The organism is Roseibium aggregatum, assembly GCF_014692675.1.
Classification (GTDB): domain Bacteria; phylum Pseudomonadota; class Alphaproteobacteria; order Rhizobiales; family Stappiaceae; genus Roseibium; species Roseibium aggregatum_C.
The window spans coordinates 74,346-95,989 of sequence record NZ_JABFCZ010000003.1; the positions used below are offsets into that span (position 1 = coordinate 74,346).

The 21,644-nt window shown below is 61.6% G+C and carries 18 protein-coding genes; 7 read left to right on the forward strand and 11 right to left on the reverse strand.

All coding sequences use genetic code 11. The annotated features are described in order from the left end of the window. Window positions 1–165: 165 nt before the first annotated feature. Both HK439_RS02775 and HK439_RS02780 read right to left on the reverse strand, forming a co-directional pair. The gene (locus HK439_RS02775; protein WP_190289846.1) at window positions 166–1,827 is read right to left on the reverse strand and encodes an acetolactate synthase large subunit; all 1,662 of its coding nucleotides are present in this window, start codon (window positions 1,825–1,827) and stop codon (window positions 166–168) included. A gap of 454 nt (window positions 1,828–2,281) precedes the next feature. Then, window positions 2,282–3,841 (reverse strand): helicase HerA-like C-terminal domain-containing protein, encoded by a 1,560-nt coding sequence (locus tag HK439_RS02780; protein ID WP_190289847.1) that lies wholly within the window; start codon window positions 3,839–3,841, stop codon window positions 2,282–2,284. 169 nt (window positions 3,842–4,010) lie between these two features. Between HK439_RS02780 and HK439_RS02785 the strand changes: the two genes are divergently transcribed. Further along, a complete protein-coding gene (locus HK439_RS02785; RefSeq protein WP_190289848.1) occupies window positions 4,011–4,400 on the forward strand; it encodes a DUF2780 domain-containing protein in 390 nt (129 codons plus the stop codon). 462 nt (window positions 4,401–4,862) lie between these two features. Here the strand turns inward: HK439_RS02785 and HK439_RS02790 are convergent, their stop codons facing one another. Further along, complete coding sequence (locus HK439_RS02790) at window positions 4,863–5,564, reverse strand: helix-turn-helix transcriptional regulator (RefSeq protein ID WP_190289849.1); 702 nt, start codon at window positions 5,562–5,564, stop codon at window positions 4,863–4,865. 455 nt (window positions 5,565–6,019) lie between these two features. Here HK439_RS02790 and HK439_RS02795 point away from each other — a divergent pair, with 455 nt between their 5' ends. From HK439_RS02795 to HK439_RS02810, 4 genes are all read left to right on the forward strand, one after another. Beyond that, a complete protein-coding gene (locus HK439_RS02795; RefSeq protein ID WP_190289850.1) occupies window positions 6,020–8,002 on the forward strand; it encodes a methylmalonyl-CoA mutase family protein in 1,983 nt (660 codons plus the stop codon). Next, complete coding sequence (gene scpA / locus HK439_RS02800; RefSeq protein WP_190289851.1) at window positions 7,999–10,164, forward strand: methylmalonyl-CoA mutase; 2,166 nt, start codon at window positions 7,999–8,001, stop codon at window positions 10,162–10,164. The genes HK439_RS02795 and scpA overlap by 4 nt, the downstream gene beginning before the upstream one ends. Window positions 10,165–10,176: 12 nt before the next feature. Continuing rightward, entirely contained in the window at window positions 10,177–10,914 is a 738-nt protein-coding gene (locus tag HK439_RS02805) for an MBL fold metallo-hydrolase (RefSeq protein WP_190289852.1), read from the forward strand. Window positions 10,915–11,025: 111 nt separating this feature from the next. Further along, entirely contained in the window at window positions 11,026–11,442 is a 417-nt protein-coding gene (locus tag HK439_RS02810) for a cupin domain-containing protein (RefSeq protein ID WP_190289853.1), read from the forward strand. A 9-nt stretch (window positions 11,443–11,451) separates the two neighbouring features. Here HK439_RS02810 and HK439_RS02815 read toward each other — a convergent pair whose 3' ends face one another. The 4 genes from HK439_RS02815 to HK439_RS02830 form a co-directional block, all read right to left on the reverse strand. Then, window positions 11,452–11,790 (reverse strand): PilZ domain-containing protein, encoded by a 339-nt coding sequence (locus tag HK439_RS02815; RefSeq protein ID WP_190289854.1) that lies wholly within the window; start codon window positions 11,788–11,790, stop codon window positions 11,452–11,454. Window positions 11,791–12,224: 434 nt separating this feature from the next. Further along, the gene (locus tag HK439_RS02820; RefSeq protein WP_190289855.1) at window positions 12,225–12,722 is read right to left on the reverse strand and encodes a hypothetical protein; all 498 of its coding nucleotides are present in this window, start codon (window positions 12,720–12,722) and stop codon (window positions 12,225–12,227) included. Between the two features lie 138 nt (window positions 12,723–12,860). Beyond that, complete coding sequence (locus tag HK439_RS02825) at window positions 12,861–13,526, reverse strand: haloacid dehalogenase type II (RefSeq protein WP_190289856.1); 666 nt, start codon at window positions 13,524–13,526, stop codon at window positions 12,861–12,863. Window positions 13,527–13,627: 101 nt separating this feature from the next. Then, the gene (locus tag HK439_RS02830; RefSeq protein ID WP_190289857.1) at window positions 13,628–14,056 is read right to left on the reverse strand and encodes a VOC family protein; all 429 of its coding nucleotides are present in this window, start codon (window positions 14,054–14,056) and stop codon (window positions 13,628–13,630) included. Between the two features lie 299 nt (window positions 14,057–14,355). Between HK439_RS02830 and HK439_RS02835 the strand changes: the two genes are divergently transcribed. After that, window positions 14,356–15,213, forward strand: coding sequence for a branched-chain amino acid aminotransferase (locus HK439_RS02835; RefSeq protein WP_190289858.1), 858 nt, complete (start codon window positions 14,356–14,358; stop codon window positions 15,211–15,213). Window positions 15,214–15,229: 16 nt separating this feature from the next. Here HK439_RS02835 and HK439_RS02840 read toward each other — a convergent pair whose 3' ends face one another. From HK439_RS02840 to HK439_RS02855, 4 genes are all read right to left on the reverse strand, one after another. Continuing rightward, a complete protein-coding gene (locus HK439_RS02840; RefSeq protein WP_190289859.1) occupies window positions 15,230–17,890 on the reverse strand; it encodes a TRAP transporter large permease in 2,661 nt (886 codons plus the stop codon). Between the two features lie 5 nt (window positions 17,891–17,895). Beyond that, window positions 17,896–18,930: a TRAP transporter small permease subunit gene (locus tag HK439_RS02845; protein WP_190289860.1), complete on the reverse strand. Its 1,035-nt coding sequence runs from the start codon at window positions 18,928–18,930 to the stop codon at window positions 17,896–17,898. 206 nt (window positions 18,931–19,136) lie between these two features. Further along, window positions 19,137–20,537 (reverse strand): YbfB/YjiJ family MFS transporter, encoded by a 1,401-nt coding sequence (locus HK439_RS02850; RefSeq protein WP_209011523.1) that lies wholly within the window; start codon window positions 20,535–20,537, stop codon window positions 19,137–19,139. A 100-nt stretch (window positions 20,538–20,637) separates the two neighbouring features. Next, entirely contained in the window at window positions 20,638–20,853 is a 216-nt protein-coding gene (locus HK439_RS02855) for a hypothetical protein (protein ID WP_190290033.1), read from the reverse strand. A 69-nt stretch (window positions 20,854–20,922) separates the two neighbouring features. Here HK439_RS02855 and HK439_RS02860 point away from each other — a divergent pair, with 69 nt between their 5' ends. After that, window positions 20,923–21,522, forward strand: a complete 600-nt coding sequence (locus HK439_RS02860; RefSeq protein ID WP_190289862.1) for a superoxide dismutase — start codon at window positions 20,923–20,925, stop codon at window positions 21,520–21,522. The last annotated feature ends 122 nt before the right edge of the window (window positions 21,523–21,644 follow it).

Consider the following 21,644-nt stretch of genomic DNA (forward strand, 5'->3'; position numbering starts at 1 on the left):
CGGAGGTCGGTTGCATAGGCGAAGTGGTGGGGGGTCGGGAGCAAGCCGTCAAGACCCGTTGGCGTTGCCGGTTCATGGAGTGCCGATACACTGCCGGTCAATGCGGCAATTCCGGAACGCCGAAAGAGCGCAGCGGCTTTCCTTTAGGAAAACCGCCACGCAGTCTCAGATCAGGCAGACCCTTTGCGCAAGTTCGTCGATCAGCACGCGCTTGTTTTCCGAGTAGTCGACCGGAACGGCAACCAGATGCACGCCGCCGGCCTCATAACAGGCGTTCAGGGTCGGAACGAAGTCTTCCGTCGCCTCGATCCGATGACCTTTCGCACCGTAGGATTCGGCATATTTCACGAAGTCAGGGTTTGAGAACGTCAGGCCCCAGTCGTCGAAGCCGCCCACCGCCTGTTTCCAGCGGATCATGCCGTAGGAACTGTCATCGAGGATCAGTACGACGAGGTTGAGACCGAGCCGGACCGCGGTTTCCAGTTCCTGGCTGTTCATCATGAAGCCGCCGTCTCCGCACACCGCCATGACGCGCCGGTCCGGGTGCAGCATTGCCGCGGCCATGGCCGAAGGCAGGCCCGCGCCCATCGTCGCAAGCGCGTTGTCCAGCAGGACCGTGTTGGCGACGACCGTCCGATAGTTGCGGGCGAACCAGATCTTGTACATGCCGTTGTCGAGGGCAATGATGCCGTCGGCGGGCATGACCTTGCGGACATCGGCGACGATCCGCTGCGGAATGAGCGGGAACCGCGGATCGTCCGCGCCCTCCTTGAGGTGTTCCATCACCTCCGCGCGGACCCGTTCGAAATAGGAAAAATCATGGTTCGGGGACGGGCTGAGCCGGTCGGTGAGCTTGGCGATGGTCGGTCCGATATCGCCGACGAGTTCAAGCTGCGGGAAATAGACCTCGTCCACCACGGCGGTGTCGAAGTTGACGTGGATGACCTTCTTTCCGCCCGGTCTCATCAGGAAGGGCGGTTTTTCGACCACATCGTGCCCCACATTGATCACGAGATCGGAGCGGTCGATGGCGCAATGGACATAGTCGCCGTCCGAAAGCGCCGCGGTCCCGATGTAACGGTCGCTTTGCCCCTCGACCACGCCTTTGCCCATCTGGGTGTTGAAGAAGGGAATGCCCGTTCTGGCGACGAATGTGGTCAGTTCCTGGATCACCCGTCTCCTGTTCGCGCCGGCGCCCACAAGAAGCAGCGGATATTTCGCCGCCTCGATCATCTCGACCGCTTCGTCGATCGGCCCGTCCGAACACACGGCGTAGCGCGGTGTCGTCGGCGGAATGAGCGAAGGGGCATGCACCGTCTCTTCGGCAATGTCCTCCGGCAGTTCCAGAAGGACGGCCCCCGGGCGCTCCTCGCGGGCAAGGCGGAAGGCTTCGCGCACGAGCGCGGGAATGGCGCCCCCGTTGACGATCTGGCGGGCGAACTTGGTCACCGGCCGCATGGTTGCGACCACGTCGACGATCTGGAACCGGCCCTGCTTGCTCTGCTTGATCGGCTTCTGGCCCGTAATCATCAGCATGGGAAAGGCACCGAGATCGGCGTAGGCGGCCGCGGTCATAAAGTTCGTCGCGCCCGGGCCGAGCGTGGACAGGCAGACGCCGACCTTTCCCGTCAGCCGTCCGTAAGTGGCGGCCATGAAGCCTGCGGCCTGTTCGTGCCGTGTCAGGACCAGGCGGATACTCGATTTGCGCAAGGATTCGAGGAAGTCGAGATTTTCCTCTCCCGGAATCCCGAAAATATAGTCGACGCCCTCGTTTTCCAGGGCTCTTACGAGCAGGTCCGACGCCTTAACATCCCTTGTCCCGTCCATCTGGATATTCCTTTTTCTTCAAAAACACATCGAAATGAACGCTGATGATGCCGGCGCAGGTGCCCCCTGTTTTTGGCGCCAGGACAGATCAAGGCAAAAAAATGAAGCCCCGGTCCGATACGGCCACATCAGCCCGGGCGCATCACGCCGGGGCGATTTCAGCAGTTAAAAACAACTTGCCGGGTGCAATGGCATCAAAGAGTACGCAAAGGCCATGACGCCCGGAAACCCGGGCAAGTACCTGCAGGAAGCAGTTTCGGTAGCCCGGCATGGTCCCATTGAGGCACAGAGACTGCGCCGTTGTCACGTATTACGTTACGGAGGGGAGGAATTCCGGACGGACTGCGTTGCCTGTTGTCCAAACGCGAACGTACTGGAACGTACGGCGGACGGATGTGGAATCGGCCGCGTCAAACACGGGTACGCCGGACATCCGGCGTCCCGGGCCCAGGGATCAGGAACCGCGCTTGATGCTGCCGAGCAGACCGCGCACGAGCGCCCGTCCGAGCGATGATCCGAGGCTGCGCGCGGCCGATTTCAGGCCGGCTTCGAGCACGGAGTCGCGGTTCGATCTGCGCGTGGAGCGCTGGCGCATGCTGTCGCGGCGCGGCCGGTCGTCCCGTCCGAAATCCGGGAGCTGGAAGCCGGAGCGGGTCCGGCGCGGCTCGCCGCGTTTTTCGGCATAGCGTTCTTCTTCCTGCCGCTGCCGTTCCTCCTGGCGCAGTTTTTCCTCCGCCCGTTGCGCCAGCATTTCATAGGCAGAGACCCGGTCCTTGGTCCGCTCGTAATGGCCGAAAACCGGGCTGGACTGGATCATTGTGCGCCGTTCCGCATCGGTGATCGGGCCGAGCCGCGATGACGGCGGGCGGATCAGGGTGCGCTGGACGATGGAGGGAATGCCCTTGCCTTCCAGCGTGGACACAAGCGCCTCGCCGACGCCGAGTTCGGTAATCACCCGTTCCGTATCCAGGTCCGGGTTCGGGCGGAAGGTTTCCGCGGCCGCGCGGACGGCCCGCTGGTCGCGCGGCGTAAAGGCGCGCAGTGCATGCTGGATCCGGTTGCCGAGCTGCGACAGCACCGTTTCGGGAACATCGAGCGGGTTCTGGGTGACAAAATAGACCCCGACCCCCTTGGAGCGGACCAGCCGGACCACCTGTTCCACCTTTTCGATCAGCGCCTTCGGTGCGTCGTCGAACAGCAGGTGCGCTTCATCGAAGAAGAACACCAGCTTCGGCTTTTCCGGATCGCCGATTTCCGGCAGTTCCTCGAACAGTTCCGACAGCATCCACAGCAGAAACACCGCATAAAGCCTTGGTGAACTCATCAGCTTGTCGGCGGCGAGGATATTCACCATGCCCCGCCCGTCGGGAGCCGTCCGGATGAAATCGCGGATGTCCAGCGCCGGTTCGCCGAACAGATTGTCTCCGCCCTGGCGCTCCAGCACCAGCAGGCGCCGCTGGATCGCGCCGACGGAAGCCTTGGACACGTTGCCGTACAGCTTCGACAGTTCCGCCGCCCGGTCCGAGACATGGGCAAGCATGGAGCGCAGGTCCTTGAAGTCGAGCAGAAGCAGGCCTTCGTCGTCGGCCAGTTCGAACAGGACGTTCAGGACGCCTTCCTGGGTGTCGTTGAGTTCCAGCAACCGGGCCAGAAGCAGGGGGCCGACCTCGGAGACGGTGGTGCGGATCGGGTGGCCTTGTTCGCCGAACAGATCCCAAAAGACGGCCGGGAAGGCCTCGTAGGTGTATCTGTCGGAAAAACCGATATCGGCGGCGCGTTTTTCCAGAAAATCCTTGGAAACGCCGGCTTCCGCAAGACCGGAAAGATCCCCCTTGATATCGGCGCAGAAGACAGGAACGCCGGCGGCCGAAAAGCCTTCCGCAAGGATCTGCAGCGAAACGGTCTTGCCGGTGCCCGTGGCGCCCGTGATCAGTCCGTGCCGGTTGGCGAGTTTCAGCGTGAGGGTTTCTTCCTTGTTGCTTGTTCCGATGTAGATCGTGTCGTTGCTGCTCACCCTTTGCCCCACTTTACTTTCATCCAGCGCCCGGAATGGGCTTACCAATAAAAAACAGTTCACACGACGTTACGTGACCCATCGACGCCGTGATCCCTCTACGTGTATAGCCTGTTGTACGATTTTATGGCCCTAAAACTTCATGCGGGCGCAAGATTGGGAGAAAGACATGGAAGAGCTTATCAACCGGATCGTTGCAGCTTCAGGTGTCGGCGAGGAACAGGCCCGTGAAGCCATCGCAATCATCCTCAAGTTCCTCAACAAGGATGGGCCGCAGGAACAGATGCAGCAGATTTTCGATGCCCTGCCGGGTGCGCGCGAACTGGTCGCGGAACGTGAAGGCAAGGGCGGCGGCGGACTGCTCGGCGGTCTGGGCAGCATGATGGGTGGCGGAATGGGCGCCATGGCGGCGCTGAACGAACTGACCTCTGCCGGTCTCGATATGGGGGAAGTCCAGTCCGTGACTAAGGAACTGGTTGCCTACGCCAAGGAAAAAGCCGGTGACGAAGTGGTCGACGAAGTGGTTTCGCAGATCCCCGGCCTGAGCCAGGTTCTCTGAAACCCGGTCATCTGAGCACCACGGAAACGGTCTTGAGGCGAAATCGCCCGAACCCTTCCTGACCTGGTGAGGCGGGCTGACCTGGTGAGGCGGGGCAGGATGCCGCGAAACAGGGGGCGAGGCGCACGTGTCTCGCCTTTTTCGATTCCTGCAGGCACGCTGGAGATGGTATCGGAGAAAAAGAAGCCTGGACCGCCTTTGGCCCAGCGAGCCATCATTGGCTCGTAGAGGCATTCTCATTCCAAATGCGTCGATTTCGCGACGTCTTTCTATCTGCACAGTTTTTCTAAAGCCGCGCTCCAGGCGCGTTTCTCTTTCTTTTCTCCCCGAGCCGGGGAGATGGTGGCCCCTTGGGGCCTGGCGCCGGCGGTGTCGTCGGCGCTTTCCTTTGCCCTCTCGATCGTTCGGAGTGTCCAAACGAGGGTGCTTTTCCGTCCCTAGACGTTGAAAACCTGACCGGTCTTAGACCCGGATCTGGCCGTAGCGCAGGGCTTCGATGACCGTGTGGGTCTTGTTCGAAGCATTGAGCTTGACGCTGGCGTTCTGCAGGTGTGCATGAACGGTCCGCTGTGAAATATCAAGAACGTCTGCAATTTCACTTGCGGTTTTGCCGTAAGCGGTCAGCTCCAGCACTTTCCGTTCGCGCGTGGACAGGGCACCCGGGCGTTGACCCGAAACGGCACCAAGATCCCGCAGACGCGAGAAGGCGGCAGCTGCGAGTACCTCAAGTCCGGCCAGGTCCCATTTGCTTGCGTGCAGCGAAGGGCCGCTTGCGAAGACAAATGCCTGGAACGGATGAAGTTCGGTTACCGGAACGACAATGACTTTATTGCCTTCTCCGGCAGCCGCCAGAAGGTCGGAATGCTCCATGTCACCGGCGGTGATGGTCCATTCGGTCGCACGGTTTGACGCCAGACCGAGCATCAGGGCGCTGTCGGTCGCCGAAAGCGAGGTGCTTTCGATGCCGTCATTGCGCTGATCGGGCCAGCGGAAACGATGGACGAGATTATCGATGGGCCGGTTTGGCATGGGAAGGCCGGTCACCAGAATATGGGTGGCTCCCATCCGCCGAAGGTTGGATTCAAGAATATCCAACACGTGATGAGCTGCATTCGCCTCTGAGATAGCTCTCAGCTTGTTTTTCAATTCCGTCTGATCAAGCATTGTGCACATCCATTTTTTATGCAATCTGTGATTGCTTTTTTCGAAGCGTCAGGTTGCGTTTTTCGCTTATGCCCTAACGCGCCGCCGATGGGATTTTGTAGTTGTTGTCAGCTCCTTTCTTCTTCTACAGATCGTTTGCAGAGAATCTGCGTGAATGGGATTGTGAATTTCCCATACGGCAGTTCGTTTAAATTACAATATAATCGCGCAACATACCAATGGGGAAATTGGCATGATTTGGCTTATCACGCCAGAATCTTGTCCGGTTGTTTCCGTTAGCGCGGTTTTGGAACGGACTGGAGAACTACTGCCGATTGTGAAGGTAAACGGGCAATTAATGCGCGAATCCGGAATTTTTGACTGAACGGTCGGATTATGGGTGTGTTTGATATTACCCAATCTGGCTAGTTGCCTTCATTCCTCGGGGAGGAATAAATAGGTGTCAGGAGATAAGAATGCCCCTGATACTGCCTGAAGACTTTTTGAGTTTCGACGAAAAAGCGTGGCTTGAAGCCGTTGATCGTGCCTTGAAAGGTGCGCCCAGATCGCGGCTCACCGGACGGACCGGCGATGGGCTGGAGATTCAGCCGCTGTATCGGCAGCGCAGTGATGCCCGCCCGCTGGCGACGCGGAAGGCGCAAACACCCTGGACGATCATCCAGAGGATAGATCTGCCGGATCCGGCAGCGGCCAATGCGCAGATCCTGGAAGATCTGAAGGATGGTGCGGACGGTATTGAAATCGTGCTGGCCACTTCTACCATCGCGGGCGGACAAGGCGTTCGGGTGGACGACCTGTCCGGAATGGACCAGTTGTTCGATGGGGTTCTGCTCGACCTGATCCGGCTCCGGCTCGGCGCCGGCCATGAAACCTCATCGATCGTGACGATGCTGATAGCCTATGCGGAACGCAAGGGCATCGATCCGGCAAAGCTTCAAATAAGTGCAGGGCTGGATCTTTTCGGCTGGGTTGCGCGGCGCGGCCGGTTCCGTTCGGACTTCGAGCGGGTCGAGGAGCGCATCTTCGATCTGCTGCATTTCCTGAAGGGCCAAAATCTCAAATATGAGTTCTTCTGCGCGGACGGGCGGGTCTGGCACGGGGCCGGGGCAACCCCGGCGCAGGAACTGGCCTGCGCCTTCGCGAATGCCCTTTACTGCCTTCGTTTTCTGGAGCGGGCGGGAATCGATCCGTCCGATTGGAGCGACTGGATCAACTTCACCCTGATCGCCGATGCCGACCAGGTCGGTACGATTGCCAAGGCAAGGGCGGCGCGGCGGATCTGGGCCCGGATCCTGGAGGCGTGCGGCCTGCCCCAGAAACCGATGTCGCTTCATATGCCGACGTCGCGGCGCATGATGACCTGCAATGATCCCTGGGTGAACCTGCTGCGCACGACCGTCGCCGCCTTTTCCGCTGGTGTCGGCGGCGCTGACAGCGTGTCGGTTCTGCCCTTCACCATGGCAATCGGCCTGCCCGACGGATTTGCCCGCCGCCTGGCCCGCAACACCCAGGCGATGCTGATCGAGGAAAGCAATCTTCATCAGGTCGCGGATCCGTCGGCGGGATCGGGCGCGATCGAGGCCCGCACAGATGGCCTGGTCGAGGCCGCCTGGGCGCAGTTGCAGGAGATTGAAGCCGAAGGCGGTATCTGGAAAAGCCTCGTGGACGGGAAAATCCAGAGCCGCATCGCCGCATCCCTTGCGGTTCTGAAAAAAGAGGTGGCGACGCGACAAAGGCCGATTACCGGCGTCAGCGAATTCCCCGACCTGAAGGAAACACCGGTTCCGGTTCTGGACGACAAGCTGGATGATATCGCGCCATTGAACGATCATGTCGATCTGCCGCCTCCCGGCAAGGGAGAGCGGACGGCCGCCATGAAAGAAGCCTTCCTGGGCGGGTCTTCGCTGACGGTTGCAATCGCGACGCATCCGCACGCCGAAACGCCGGTGCCTGTCGACAGGGTTCCGCAGGTTCGCCTGTCCGAGGAGTTCGAGGAGCTGCGTGAGACCGCGGCCGTTTCACGGGCCGGGACGCCGCCGATCGTGTTTCTTGCCTGCCTCGGTCCGCTTGCGCAGTTTACCGCCCGCGCGACCTGGACGGGCAATGTGTTCGCGGCCGGCGGGATCGCTTCAGTCGGCGGAGAGGCACGGTCGGATCTCGATGACCTGGTCGCCGCCTTCAAGTCGTCCGGTGCGAAGCTTGCGGTTCTGGTATCCTCCGACAAGATTTATGAAAGCGACGCCGAGGAGGCCGCGCGTGCGCTGAAGGGCGCCGGGGCGGACTATCTCTATCTTGCCGGAAAACCCGGCGACATGGAGGACAGGCTGCGTGCGGCGGGTGTCGACACGTTCGTCTATGCAGGCTGCAATGTGCTGGACCTGCTGCACGAGGCGCAAGCGCGGATCGGCCTGGTCGATTTTGAGGAGGTGCCGGCATGAGCAGGATCCCCGATTTTAACCGCGTCGGGTTCAAGGATGTCCTGGCCGAGGCGGACACCGGGAAAAGCACTTCCTGGGAAACGCCGGAGGGAATTGAGGTGTCCGGGGTTTACACGTCGGCGGATACGGCCGGTTTGAGCCACATCGACACCTGGCCCGGCCTGCCGCCCTTCCTGCGCGGCCCCTATCCGACCATGTATGTCCAGCAGCCCTGGACCGTGCGCCAGTATGCGGGCTTTTCCACGGCGGAGGAATCCAACGCCTTTTACCGGCGCAATCTGGCCGCAGGCCAGAAAGGCCTGTCGGTCGCCTTCGACCTTGCCACCCACCGCGGCTATGACAGCGACCATCCCCGGGTCGCCGGAGACGTCGGCATGGCGGGCGTTGCCATCGACAGTATCTATGACATGCGCACGCTGTTTTCCGGCATTCCGCTGGACAAGATGAGCGTGTCCATGACCATGAACGGCGCGGTGCTGCCGGTCCTGGCGCTTTATATCGTTGCAGCGGAAGAACAGGGCGTTGCCCAGGCGGATCTGTCGGGAACCATCCAGAACGACATTCTGAAGGAGTTCATGGTCCGCAACACCTATATCTATCCGCCGAAGGCCTCGATGAAGATCATCTCCGATATCTTTGCCTTCACGAGCGCGAACATGCCGAGGTTCAACTCCATCTCGATTTCCGGCTATCACATGCAGGAAGCCGGTGCGACGGCAGATCTGGAACTCGCCTACACCATTGCCGACGGCATCGAATATGCCCGGGCCGGCGTGGCCGCAGGCATGGACATCGACAAATTCGCGCCGCGCCTGTCCTTCTTCTGGGCAATCGGCATGAACTTCTTCATGGAAGTTGCCAAGCTGCGTGCCGCCCGCCTGATCTGGGCGAAGCTGATGCAGGAGAACTTCCAGCCCCAGAACGCCAAGTCGCTCAGCCTGAGGACCCACTCGCAGACCTCCGGCTGGTCGCTGACGGCGCAGGACGTGTTCAACAACGTCGTGCGCACCTGTGTGGAGGCCATGGCGGCAACCCAGGGCCATACCCAGTCGCTGCATACCAATGCGCTCGACGAGGCGCTGGCGCTGCCGACGGACTTTTCCGCCCGGATCGCGCGCAACACCCAGCTCTTCCTGCAGCAGGAATCCGGCACCACCGCGCCGATCGACATCTGGGGCGGATCCTTCTACGTCGAAAAGCTGACCAACGATCTCGCCGAGAAGGCGCTCGCCCATATCCAGGAAGTGGAAGAACTGGGCGGTATGGCCAAGGCCATCGAGAAAGGCATTCCCAAGCTCCGGATCGAGGAAGCCGCGGCCAAGACCCAGGCGCGCATCGACTCCCGCGCCCAGACCGTGGTCGGCGTCAACAAGTACAAGCCGGAATCCGAAAAGCCGATCGACGTCCTGAAGGTCGACAATGCCGAAGTCCGCGCCCAGCAGCTGGCCAAGCTGGAGCGGCTGAAGGCGGAACGCAACGAGGCCGATACGCAGACCGCGCTCGAAGCGCTGACCAGATGCGCCGAGACGGGCGAGGGCAATCTGCTCGACCTGTCGGTCAAGGCTGCGCGCGCCATGGCCACCGTCGGAGAGATCTCCATGGCCATGGAAAAGGTCTTCGGACGCCACAAGGCGGAGATCAAGTCGATTGCCGGGGTCTACAAACGGGAGGCGGGCGCCATGTCCGGAGCCATCCAGAAGGTCCAGAAGATGGTCGAGCAGTTCGAAGAAAACGACGGTCGCCGGCCGCGTATCCTCGTCGCCAAGATGGGCCAGGACGGTCACGACCGCGGCCAGAAGGTGATCGCCTCTGCCTTTGCCGACCTCGGCTTCGACGTCGATATCGGGCCGCTGTTCCAGACGCCGGAAGAAGCCGCCCGTCAGGCGGTCGAGAACGACGTCCATGTGGTCGGCGTGTCGTCGCTTGCCGCGGGTCACCTGACACTCGTTCCCGCGCTGAAAAAGGCGTTGGCCGACGAGGGTCGCGAGGACATCATGATCGTCGTCGGCGGTGTGGTGCCGCCGCAGGATTACGACGAACTCTACCGCTCCGGCGCGGCTGCGATCTTCCCGCCCGGAACCGTGATCGCTGAAGCCGCCGTCGACCTGATTAACAAACTGAACGCCGAGCTTGGCTATGAGCCCGCCCAGGCTGCGGAATAAGGGGCAGCTGTCGTGGAAGTCCACTTTGTCGGATGCGGTGACGCATTCGGCAGTGGCGGGCGCTTCAATACCTGCTTTCACGTCACCGGCGAGACGGCCAATTTCCTGATCGACTGCGGCGCATCCTCCCTGGTCGCGCTGAAGCGGGCGGATGTTGTTCTCAATGACATCCGCGTCATCCTGATCACCCATTTCCATGCCGATCATTTCGGTGGCATCCCGCCGTTCATGCTCGATGCCCAGTTCTTTTCCAGGCGCACCGCGCCGCTGACGGTCGCCGGTCCGCCCAGTTTGAAGGACTGGTTCGTCAAGGCGATGGAAACGGCCTTTCCCGGATCGTCGAAGACGAAGCCGAAGTTCGATCTGGAGCTTATGGAACTGAACGAGAAAGAGACCGTCCGGATCGACGGTCTTGCCGTCACGCCCTGGCTTGTCCGTCACGGCCCTGCGGGCGGGCCGTTCTTCGCCTATCGCATCGAGGTGGAAGACCGGATCATTGCCTATACAGGCGACACGGAATGGACCGATGCACTGATCGAGGCGGGCCGGGAGGCGGACCTGTTCGTTGCCGAAGCCTATTTCCGCGACAAGAAGGCGCCGCTGAACCTCGACCTGGCGTCGCTGGAAGAACATCTGCCGGAAATAAGACCGAAGCGGCTGGTGTTGACCCATATGTCGGAGGACATGCTTCGCCAACAGGCCGATGTGCCTTACGAATGCGCCGGGGACGGTTTGCGGATTGTCATCTGACGGTCAGCGGGAACGAGCTGTGCCAAACCCCCGCAAACAGGGGCGCGCAGGATATCGGCACGGGTATCCCTATGGTAAAAAGTGACAAGATACGATTGGGAGGAAGCGTTCATGTGGAGCCAGGCTGAACGAACCGGACTGAAGAAAGCACTCGCCGCAATTTGCGTGGGCTTGCCTCTCATGGCCGTGCCGGCCCATGCGGAAAGCCAGCTCGTTCGCACCGAACTCAGCCGGGACGACCTTTCCGGGTCGGACAAGATGGAAGTGATCGTGTCACGGCTGGAAGTCCCGCCGGGAGCAAAAATCCCGCTGCATACCCATTTCGGCGACGAGCACATGGTCGTGTTCGAAGGCGGGGACATGACCGCGCCCAACGGCAAGGTGATCACCTTCAAGGCGGGAATGACCGGCTTTTTTCCGGCCGGCAAGGTTCACGGCGGCCTGACCAACAGCAGTGACAAGCCGATGGTCGTCTACACCACCCATATCCTGGAAAAGGGCAAGCCGTTCAGCACTCCGGCGCAGTAAGCAACGCGGCTAGTCGCCTTCGACGACTGCGTAATAGTTGTATTGAAGGGCCTGCAGGCGCTGGGCCTTGAACATGGAGACCGGCGCCGGCGGGATCTCGAAGGCGACGCCGAGCTGTTTGCCGTCCCGCCAGGCGACGCGGGCAAGCGCAATGGTCTTGTCCAGGTCGTCGAAGATCAGGATTTCCTCAGGCAGCGCCACGTGGCCCGGGACCAGCAGCCGGCAGCCGCCCTTGGACAGGTCGAAAATCGTGCATTCGCTTAAGAAACGGTCGGTCAGGTCGGCGACCTTGCCGCCGCGCAGACGTGTCTTGCGTCTGGGATGGGCGCGTTGTTCTCGTTTCGGCATCGTCTCGTTACCCTCAGTTTAGGTCACGGACCCATAAATTGGGATGGAATGGTTTGAGGCGGATTGCTCCTCATCAAGGAGCGGAAGTGCAGGAAATGTGGTTCATTTTCAAACCTTTCGCGACGCAGAGGAGGAGCAATCCGGTCAAATCCGAAGGACATGGAAATGGCTTCACCTCGCAGTGTCAGGGCGCTTGACCGGGCAATGAGCCCGCTCTGCGCGCCCTTCCTCCCGATGTTTCGCCATTTCCCATGCCATTCCGCCCCAATTTATGGGTCCGTGACCTAGGGCGGCAACTGACCGGGCTATCGGGCAGGGAATGAAAGGACCGGTCAGTTGCCAACCCCGGTTCGTCGGGGGAAGGCAACCATGGAAGACGAAGGTTGCGCGAGGCTTGCCGGACGTATGCATTGCGTTGCGGCGCTGGCCGGCGTTCAGTTCGCCGGACCGGGAAGCTGCCGTTTCAGGACCGCGATCATCCTGTCGATCTCGTCCGGCGTCAGGCGCCCGTGGCCTTTGAGGAAGTCGCCGGTGTTTTTGCCTGAATACCGGCCCACGAGCAGGCCGTCCTTCACGATCAGCTGCGACCGGGCCAACTCGACCGCGCGGTCATGGCAGGTAAGGCATTTGTCGTGAAACAGCTGGCCGGACCGACGGATGGCAATCAGTTGATCGATGAGGATCTGCCGCTCGGCTTCCGCAAGCCCGCCATGGCCTCCGGCCAGGAACGTCTCGACGTCGCGGCCGGAGGCTTTGCCGACGAGCCGGCCCTCCTTGAGGTCGAGCCTGTTATGGACGAAATCGCCCGCATGGGCCTCGTGGCAGCGGGCGCAGCCTTGTTCGTAGATCGCATGGGGGTCGGTTTCCTGCGCAAAGGCGGGCGTTGTCGCCGCCAGGGCAATCAGGAAAAGAAATGCCGTCAGCCGTTTCATCGCGTTGGCCTTCCGCATCACAGGTGCGCATACTGGGGACGGATACCCTGTAAACTGACGAGGTGTCAGTCAGGCTTCCGACCGGAAATACCAATAACGCGAACCGGACCGCGGCGCGTTGACCTGCCGCAATGGCGCTTAACCCAGTGCCTGCAGTCCGCTCAGGTCGTTCAGGACCGCGGCGGGGGAGAGGTCGAGATACTCGTCCGGCATGCCGGTGCGGTTCATCCACACGGTGCGGAAGCCGAAGGCGGTCGCACCCGCTACGTCCCACCGGTTGGACGACTGGAACGACACCGTGTCCGGATAGATCCGGTAATGGGTGGTCACCATCTCGTAGACCCGGGGATCGGTCTTGTAGGTTTTCAGTTCGTCGACGGAAAACACGTCGTCGAAGAGATCGCCCAGGTTGGCGGCACTCACCGCGGCTTCCAGCATGGCCGGCGAACCGTTGGATAGAATGGCGATCTTGGCGCCGGTGGCCTTCAGGTTGGTCAGCACCTGGGGAACCTCCGGATAGCAATCGAGCTTCCAGTAGGCGTTGAGAAGATCATCGCGCAGGGATTTGTCGGCGCTCGGAACCAGGGCAAAGGCGGTGTCGAGCGCCTGCTGGGTCAAGGTCCAGAAATCCAGGTACTGGCCGCCCATCAGGGCGCGGATCCAGGAATACTCCAGCTGCTTCTCCCGCCACAACGACGACAGGCGCTGGGAATCGGGACCCAGTTTCTCCGCATGTTTGCGCACGGCCGCATGCACGTCGAACAGGGTGCCATAAGCATCGAAAACATAAGCCGCGTGGGCCATTGCACTCTCCAGACCAGTCCCGACAAAAGGGTGGCTGCAGAAAACTACCTATAATTTGGGCCGTCAAGGCGCTCTACATAGCCCAATGGTCGCAATCGAGACTATTTGATCGGGATAGCGATGTTTCCATCCCCATCGATCGGCCAGAACGGGTTGTAGGCGATCTCCAGGAGGTGGCCGCCGGGAATGGCGACATAGGAAGAGTATCCGCCCCAAAAGGCCTTCTCCGGGCGCTTGACCGGTTCTGCGCCGGCATCGACCGCCTGCTGAAAGGCCCGGTCCACCTCCGCCTCGCTGCGGCCGTTCCAGGCAATGGTCATGCCGCCCAGCGTGTCGGCGGGCAGGGCGCGGCCGATCTCCTCTTCCAGGGATTTGCGCGCATAGAGCGCCAGGATGCTGCCGCCCGTCTGATAGAAGGCGACATCGTCTTCGCCGCCGGACCGGGTCCAGCCAAGACCGTTCTCGAAGAACGCGGCGACGGCGCCGACATCGTCGACGGCGAGGGTGACAAGGCTGATCCGCTGTTCCATTTCCGGCTCTCCCATAAAAATCCAAGAAAGGAACATAACAGGAACATTTGTCTGTTTCCATAAGAGATCTGAAAATTCGGAACATGCTTGCAGCCGAACCTCTGACCGACCGGCACGACGCAAACTGATTTGTCAAAAATCTTCCGGGATCAGGAGGAAAATGAAAAATATCGTTCCCGATGACGGTCAATCGGAAAAGGTTTCGGGCATTCTTCCCGCCCCCCTGAGAAGGTGTTGACTGGGGCACATGAAAGTCGTTTTTTGCCGTACGACAAAAGCATGTGATGAGGAAACCGACCATGAGCGGCTGGAGCGAAACCTGGACCTGGATCGATGGCACCTGGCACGAGGGCAATCCGCCGATGATGGGCCCGCGCACCCATGCCTCCTGGCTCGGCTCCAGTGTCTTCGACGGCGCCCGCTATTTCGAAGGCACCATGCCGGACCTGGATCTCCACTGCAAGCGGGTGAACGATTCCGCCCTCGCCCTTGCCCTGAAACCGACCATGCAGGTCGGCGAGATGATGGAACTCGCCCTGGAAGGGGCGAAGAAGTTCTCCTCCGACAAGCAGCTCTACATCAAGCCCATGTACTGGGCGGAAGGCGACGGCGTCGGAGTCATTGCCGGCGATCCGGAGAGCACCCGCTTCTGCATGTGCCTGTTCGATGCGCCCATGGCCGGCAAGGAGGCCGCCAGCGCCATCACGCTCTCCCATTTCCGCCGTCCGACGATCGAGTGCATGCCGGTCAACGCGAAGGCCGGCTGCCTTTACCCCAACAACGCCCGCGCCATGACAGAGGCGAAGGGCAGGGGGTTCGACAACGCGGTCGTGCTCGACATGCTGGGCAATGTGGCCGAACTCACCTCCGCCAACATCTTCATGGCCAAGGACGGCGTGGTGCATACGCCGGTGCCCAACGGCACGTTCCTGGCCGGGATCACCCGTTTCCGGGTGATCAAGCTCCTGCGTGACGCCGGTTATGCGGTGCACGAGCGTACGCTGACCTATGACGAGTTCCTGGACGCCGACGAGATCTTCTCCACCGGCAACTACAACAAGGTCGTCCCGGTCAACCGCATCGAGACGCGCGATATCCAGCCCGGTCCGATCGCGGCGAAGGCACGCGAACTCTACTGGGACTACGCCCACGCCTGATACGGGCGCAGCCTACTCAGAAATACAGGAAGATATGGCGCGGCGAGGCCACGCAGGCCGCGACCGTGGCCGCGATTGACTTGGGCAGGTGCTCCTGGCTGCGCAGGCCGATCGTGCCGGCAATGGCCGCCCTGTAGGTCTTCAGCCCGCTGAGCAACGCGCCGCCGGCGGCTTTGCGCCAAACCTGTTCGGACTCGACCTGCGCCATGGCATCGGCCAGCGCGGACTGTGCCGCTTCCCGGTCCGGGGACTTTGCCCGCAAGGCCCGACGGGCCTTGCTGAGGGCAGTGTGGATGCCGGACGTTCCGGCGATATCGCTAAGCGTCGAGCGCACCGTTTCGATCCGTTCGACCAGATCTGCGGGCGGTTCGCTTTGTGCGGCGTCTTCGAGGGAGCGCAGATCAGCGGCGAATGCGGGCAGCTTGTCGCCATCTCCGATAAGCGCGATCAGCTCCGTCACCGGCTGATAGGCCTCGTCAACATCCCGGCGATAGGCGCGCCGCGCCGTGCTTTCGGCGGTCTGTATCGCGGCGAAGTCGCTGTGAAGAGCATCCCAGTCGGACGGCACCTCCGCCAGGATCGCCTCGCGCCGGGCGGTCAACTCGGTCAGGCGGTCCCGTGCCTTTTGCGCGGCCTCCTCGCTCACGGTACGCCCCGCGCGGGAGACGATCGTCTCGAGTTTCGAAATCTCCTTGTCGATCTGCCGGGCGTCCCGCTGCGACTGGCGCACGCTTGCATGGACCGGCGCATAGTCCGGCGCCGCTTCGGCCACGGACGCTTCGCTGGCTTTGATCGCGCCCATGAGCTGGAAAGCCTGCCCGGCCTTGTCGAAGGCCTTGGTCATCTCCGCGCGATATTTCGGCGGTAGCGAGGCCAGGTCCAGGGACCGCGCCCGGTCAATCGCGGCGCGGATGGTATCGCCGTTTTCCCGGAACCGGCCGGCCACATAATTCTCGATGCAATATTGCAGGCGCGGGGTGGACGTCGGCGGGGCGTTGTCCGATTGCAGCAGGATCCGGTTCGGCAGATAGGTGACCAGCGCCGGATAACCGCCGACGACGGCCAGCGCCAGCAACTGCAGGGCGATGAAAGGCACCACGCCCTTGTAGATGTCGAGGGTCCTGACGCTGACCGGCGCGACGCCGCGCAGGTAAAACAGCGCAAAGCCGAAGGGCGGGGTCAGGAACGAGGTCTGGATGACAAGCGCGATCATCACGCCGAGCCAGACGGCGGCGATATTGGCGGACGGGTCGGCGAGCAGGATCGGCGCGACGATGGGCACGACGACCACGGTGATCTCGATGAAATCGAGGAAAAAGCCGAGCAGGAAGACGATCAGCATCACGATGGTGAACTGACCCCAGAAGCCGCCGGGCAGGGTCTGCAGGAAGCCTTTCACCAGTTCCTCGCCTCCGAAGCCGCGAAAGGCGGCCGTCAGCATGACCGCGCCGAGCAGGATGGCGAAGACGAGCGACGTGGTCTTCAGCGTCTCTTCCATCACATACTGCATCGTCCGCTCGATCTTCAGCGTCCGCCATCCGCTCCAGAGGAGCGAGGCCGCGAGCGCCATTGCGGCCAATACGGACAGGACCAGGCCAACCACATCCCGGGAGGAATAGATCTTCCTCAGATTGACATCGAAATTCTGCAGGATCACGGCGATGGCCATCAGCGAACAGAGCGCAAGCAGGGTCGGCGCGAAGGCGCCTCGCTTGCCCTTGTACAAACGATAGCCCGCCATGATGGTCGCACCCGCGGCGCCGATGGCCCCGGCCTGGTTGACGGTCGCGACCCCGGTGACAATCGAGCCCAGAACCAGAAGGATCAGGGTAAGCGGTGGAACCAGCGCGACGATCACGCTGAGGAACAGGTTTCGCCCGTTCGTCTCGTCGCGCGGCATGGTCGGGGCAAGGCCGGGACGCAGCAGGGCGACGCCCGCCACGTAAAGGATATAGAGGCCGACCAGCACCATGCCCGGCACGAAGGCGCCCATGAACATTTCGCCGGCGCTGACCGAAAACACATCGAACTCGCTCGGCATGGTGAGTTCGCCGGTCGCCACCTTGTAGAGGGCGCGGCGGCCGGCATTCGCCTGGTTGACGGCGGTTGTCAGCTGATGAACCAGGATGAGCAGCACGATCGACGGCGGAATGATCTGGCCGAGCGTGCCGGTTGCCGCGATCACGCCGGTCGCAAGAGGTTTGGAATACCGGTTCCGCAGCATCGTCGGCAGCGAGATCATGCCCATGGTCACCACCGTGGCGCCGACGATGCCGGTCGTCGCGGCCAGAAGCGCGCCGACGAGGATAACGGAAATGCCGAGCCCGCCCCGGATCGCCCGGAACAGCTGCGCCATCGCCAGAAGCAGGTCTTCGGCCACCTTCGACCGTTGCAGCATCAGGCCCATGAAGATGAAAAGCGGGATCGCGATCAGCGTATCGCCGGAATCGGACCGGTAGTTGCCGCGGAAATTCAGGACCCCGGCAGACAGCCACGCATCGGGGCCGCCGCCGTGCACAAAGAACGCATCGATATCCCCGGCATAAAGATAGCCGCAGAAAGCCGCGATCCCGATCGCCAGGATCGCCGATCCGGGGATGGCGAAGGCCGCCGGATATCCCGATCCGAGCGCGCATGCGAGTACGACCACCAACAAGACGAGAAAGAAGAGTTCCATGGTCCTTACGCGTCTCTTCCTGCCGGGTGGCTGTCTGTATCTGCAGCGGGATCGCTGCCGCCGGCTTCGCCGAGGTAATCGGCCGTGCCGTCGAACAGGAAACTCACGAACGCGATCAGCATCGTGATTGCGAACAGTCCCATGAAGACGGTCATCAGGTAGAGGATGTAGAGACCGTCGCCGAGCCCCTCGATTTCGTAGGTCAAAAGGGCGCTGTTGATGACGCCGGTCTTTCCCGAGGTGCCGACGATCAGGATCAGCCAGCAGAACGGCATGCCCAGAAGCAGCGTGCCGAAGGCATTGACCAGTCCCTTGGTCCGTCGCGAGAAGCCGGCATAGAAGACGTCGACCCGGACATGCCCGTCCTGGCGCAAGGTATAGGCGCATCCGAGCAGGAACAGCGCGGCGTACCAGAAGCGCACCAGATCGGTCATGTAGAGCTGTTCATAGGAAAACATGAAACGGAACATCACAATCAGCAGCTCGGCGACGACTATGAGCAGGGCGAGCCACGTGACACCGATTGTCCGTGTCAGCGAGGCGATCACGATCCCAAGCGCGATCAGGGGCATATGCACGTAGGCCCCGCGGATTTCGGACCGGAAGAGCTCGAAGGCGAGTGTCTTGCCGGCAAGGCCGTCGATCAGATCTTCACCGCGCAGGAAGGCCAGGCTGATGTCGACCAGACCGATCAGCAGTACGGCCCAGAAGGCCGCGCGGATGAGAAACCCGTTGATCCTGTCGACCCGTTGGCTCTCGTCCCGCAACGGGCGTTCCCGGTGTCGCAGGACGTGCCAGGCAGCTGCCGGCAGGACGGCGGCATAGAGCCCGGCCTGAAGCCAGGAGCGCACATCGACCGCACCGGCGTTGAAAGTCGCGGTCCCCGGCCATCCGAGCCAGTAGACGAGAAAATCGTTGAAGAGAAAGGCGGTCAGGCAAAACAGGGTGGCCCAGCCGAAGATCCGCACCATGATCGCAACAGCACGGCCATCCGTGGTTCCGCGGGTGCCGTCGGCGGCAATTCCGTCGGTAGAGGTCATTCGAACGCTCCCCAGACGGCGGCCGGTCTTGTCCGGATTGCACGGGTTCCGGATGTTGTTCTATCGTTGCCGGTCATCGATCGCCGTATCTGCCTCCCACAGAACTGCGCCTGTTCGATACGGGGATGATAAAACCTGTAGTGGCTAGAGCTTCAAGCCTGCCTTGTCATTTTTTCCATGACAGTCGTTTGCGGGCTGTCGCAGGCTTAGTTTTCAGGCCCGTCGAGATAGCCGTTTTTCCGCAATTGGCGGATGGCGTCTATCTTGCCGCCTTCGGCCCTCAGCGTCTCGATGGCATCGACAAGGTCCGCCTTGCCTTCCGACAGAAGCTGGGCCCGCAGGCTGTCCCAGTCGGGAACGACCGGTCTGGGACTTTCCTTCAGAACCGTTTTGGTGCGCATGAGAACCAGCCCGGCTGCGACCACCAGGGAAATCGCCGCGGCAAAGGACGGGGCCTGGAAGTCGCCGGTCATTTCGTGAAGCAGGCCGGCAAACCAGGGGCCGACAACCTGGCCGAGGCCGAAGCTTGCGGTCATGATCCCCAGCGCCTGCCGCGGATCGCCGGTTGTCAGCCGGCGCGCCTCGATCAAGCCGAGCGCGGAGATCGCCACGAAGGTGCCGCCCACCAGGGCAGCCGCCACGATGATCAGGGCCGGGGTGTCGGCGGTGACGCTCAGGCCGACGCCGACGGCTTCGGCCAGACAGGCTGCGGCGAAGGCTCTGGTCGGTCCGTATCGTCCGGATAGCCGGTTCCAGACATAGATCGAAGGGGCTGCCGACAGGCCGACGGCGAGCCACACCACCGCTTCCGCCTCATTCAGTTCCGGTGTCTGCCGGGTGATGACGGAGATGAAGGTGGTCGTGATCACGTAGCCGAAACCGAACAGGCCGTATGCGATGACGAGCCGCAGAAGGTCGCCCGAATACCGGCCGCTCTTCCGGCCAGATTGGGTGTCCGGTGTTTCGATGGACCCGAATTCCTTGCGCGGTCGTGGGACGAGCCAGGTGATGGCGATCAGAAGGCCGAGCGTCGTCAGACCGCTTGCAAACCATAGTTCCTGCCAGGAAAACCCGTTTCCGCCAAGCACGGCGACCAGGATCGCGGAGAGCGCGATCCCCGAGCCGACGCCGGCAAAATGCAATGCCGAAAGGCCGGCGCGTCCGGTCATGGCAAGCTGTTCAAGGACGAGAGCCGATGCGAACACCAGCACGAAGGCACTGGCAACGCCGCCGAAAAACCGCAAAAGCAGGAACACGGCCAGATGATCCGTCAGGCCCATGGCGATCGTTGTGACGGCACTGGCGAGAAGCGCCGACAGGAACCAGCTCCTTTGGCTTCCCGGCAAGCCGCCGAGAGAGCCTGCAAGGGCGCCGACCAGATAGCCTAGAAAATTCGCCGAGGCGATCAGTCCGGCATTGGCCGCCGACAGCGGGATGCCCTCCGCCATGAACGGCAGGATCGGCGTATAGACGAACCGGCCGATCCCCATGGCGGCAGCAAGCGCAAATGCACCACCCAGGGCAAGGCGTAAGGGTGCCGTCTTGGCGGAGGGGGGATGGGGCGAGCCGGACAACGGGTTTCTCTGAGAGGCTTTGGAGAGCGGCACTCTAGATGTCCGATCGCGGAAGCGGCAAGCGTAAATGTGCCGGCGTGCATTCACATCCCCGGGTCGGCCCCTGACACGGCGGGAAGACTGGCCTGTCGCGTCACATTGACCGGCAGGCACAAACACGAGCCGCGGCGTCATGCTCTATAAAAAACAATAAAAATATTTTTTTATTTGCCGCTTCGGCGTTGCCCGAAGCGGAGAAGGCTCCTATGTTGCCCTCGAAGCGGGCCGCAATTCTACCTATGTCCCGCTTGCCGCATCCGGCGTTCGAACGAACGCGGACAGGATGCTCTAACAGTTTGAAATCGATCAAATTTTTGCCTTCATCTGCGAGCAGATGGAGGTGGTTTGATCCAGAAGCTGCCCCACAGGAGGACGTGCCATGTCATTTGAACTTCCAGATCTCCCCTACGCCTATGATGCCCTCAGCCCGTACATGTCGGCTGAAACGCTTGAGTACCACCACGACAAGCACCATCAGGCCTATGTGACCAACGGCAACAACCTGCTGAAGGACAGCGGCCTGGAAGGCAAGTCGCTGGAAGACGTCGTCAAGGAAAGCTTCGGCAAGAACCCGGGCCTGTTCAACAATGCCGCCCAGCACTACAACCACATCCATTTCTGGAAGTGGATGAAGAAGGACGGCGGCGGCACCTCCCTGCCGGGTGCGCTGGCTTCCAAGATCGACAGCGATCTGGGCGGTTACGACAAGTTCCGCGCCGATTTCCTCGCCGCCGGCGCCACCCAGTTCGGGTCCGGCTGGGCCTGGCTTGCGCTCAAGGGCGGCAAGCTGGAAATCATGAAGACCCCGAACGGCGAAAACCCGCTGGTTCACGGCGCGACGCCGCTGCTCGGCTGCGATGTCTGGGAACATTCCTACTACATCGACTACCGCAACGCGCGGCCGAAGTACCTTGAGGCCTTCGTCGACAACATGATCAACTGGGACTACGTCCTGGAGCTTTACGAAGCTGCTTCCTGATCGGAAACGAGCGATCGCATTGTAAACCCCGGCCCGGGCTTCATGCCTGGGTCGGGGTTATTTTTGGCAGTTTGTTTCCCCTTCGTTGACAGTGCGTCAATCTGTTCCGCCCGACCTCACAG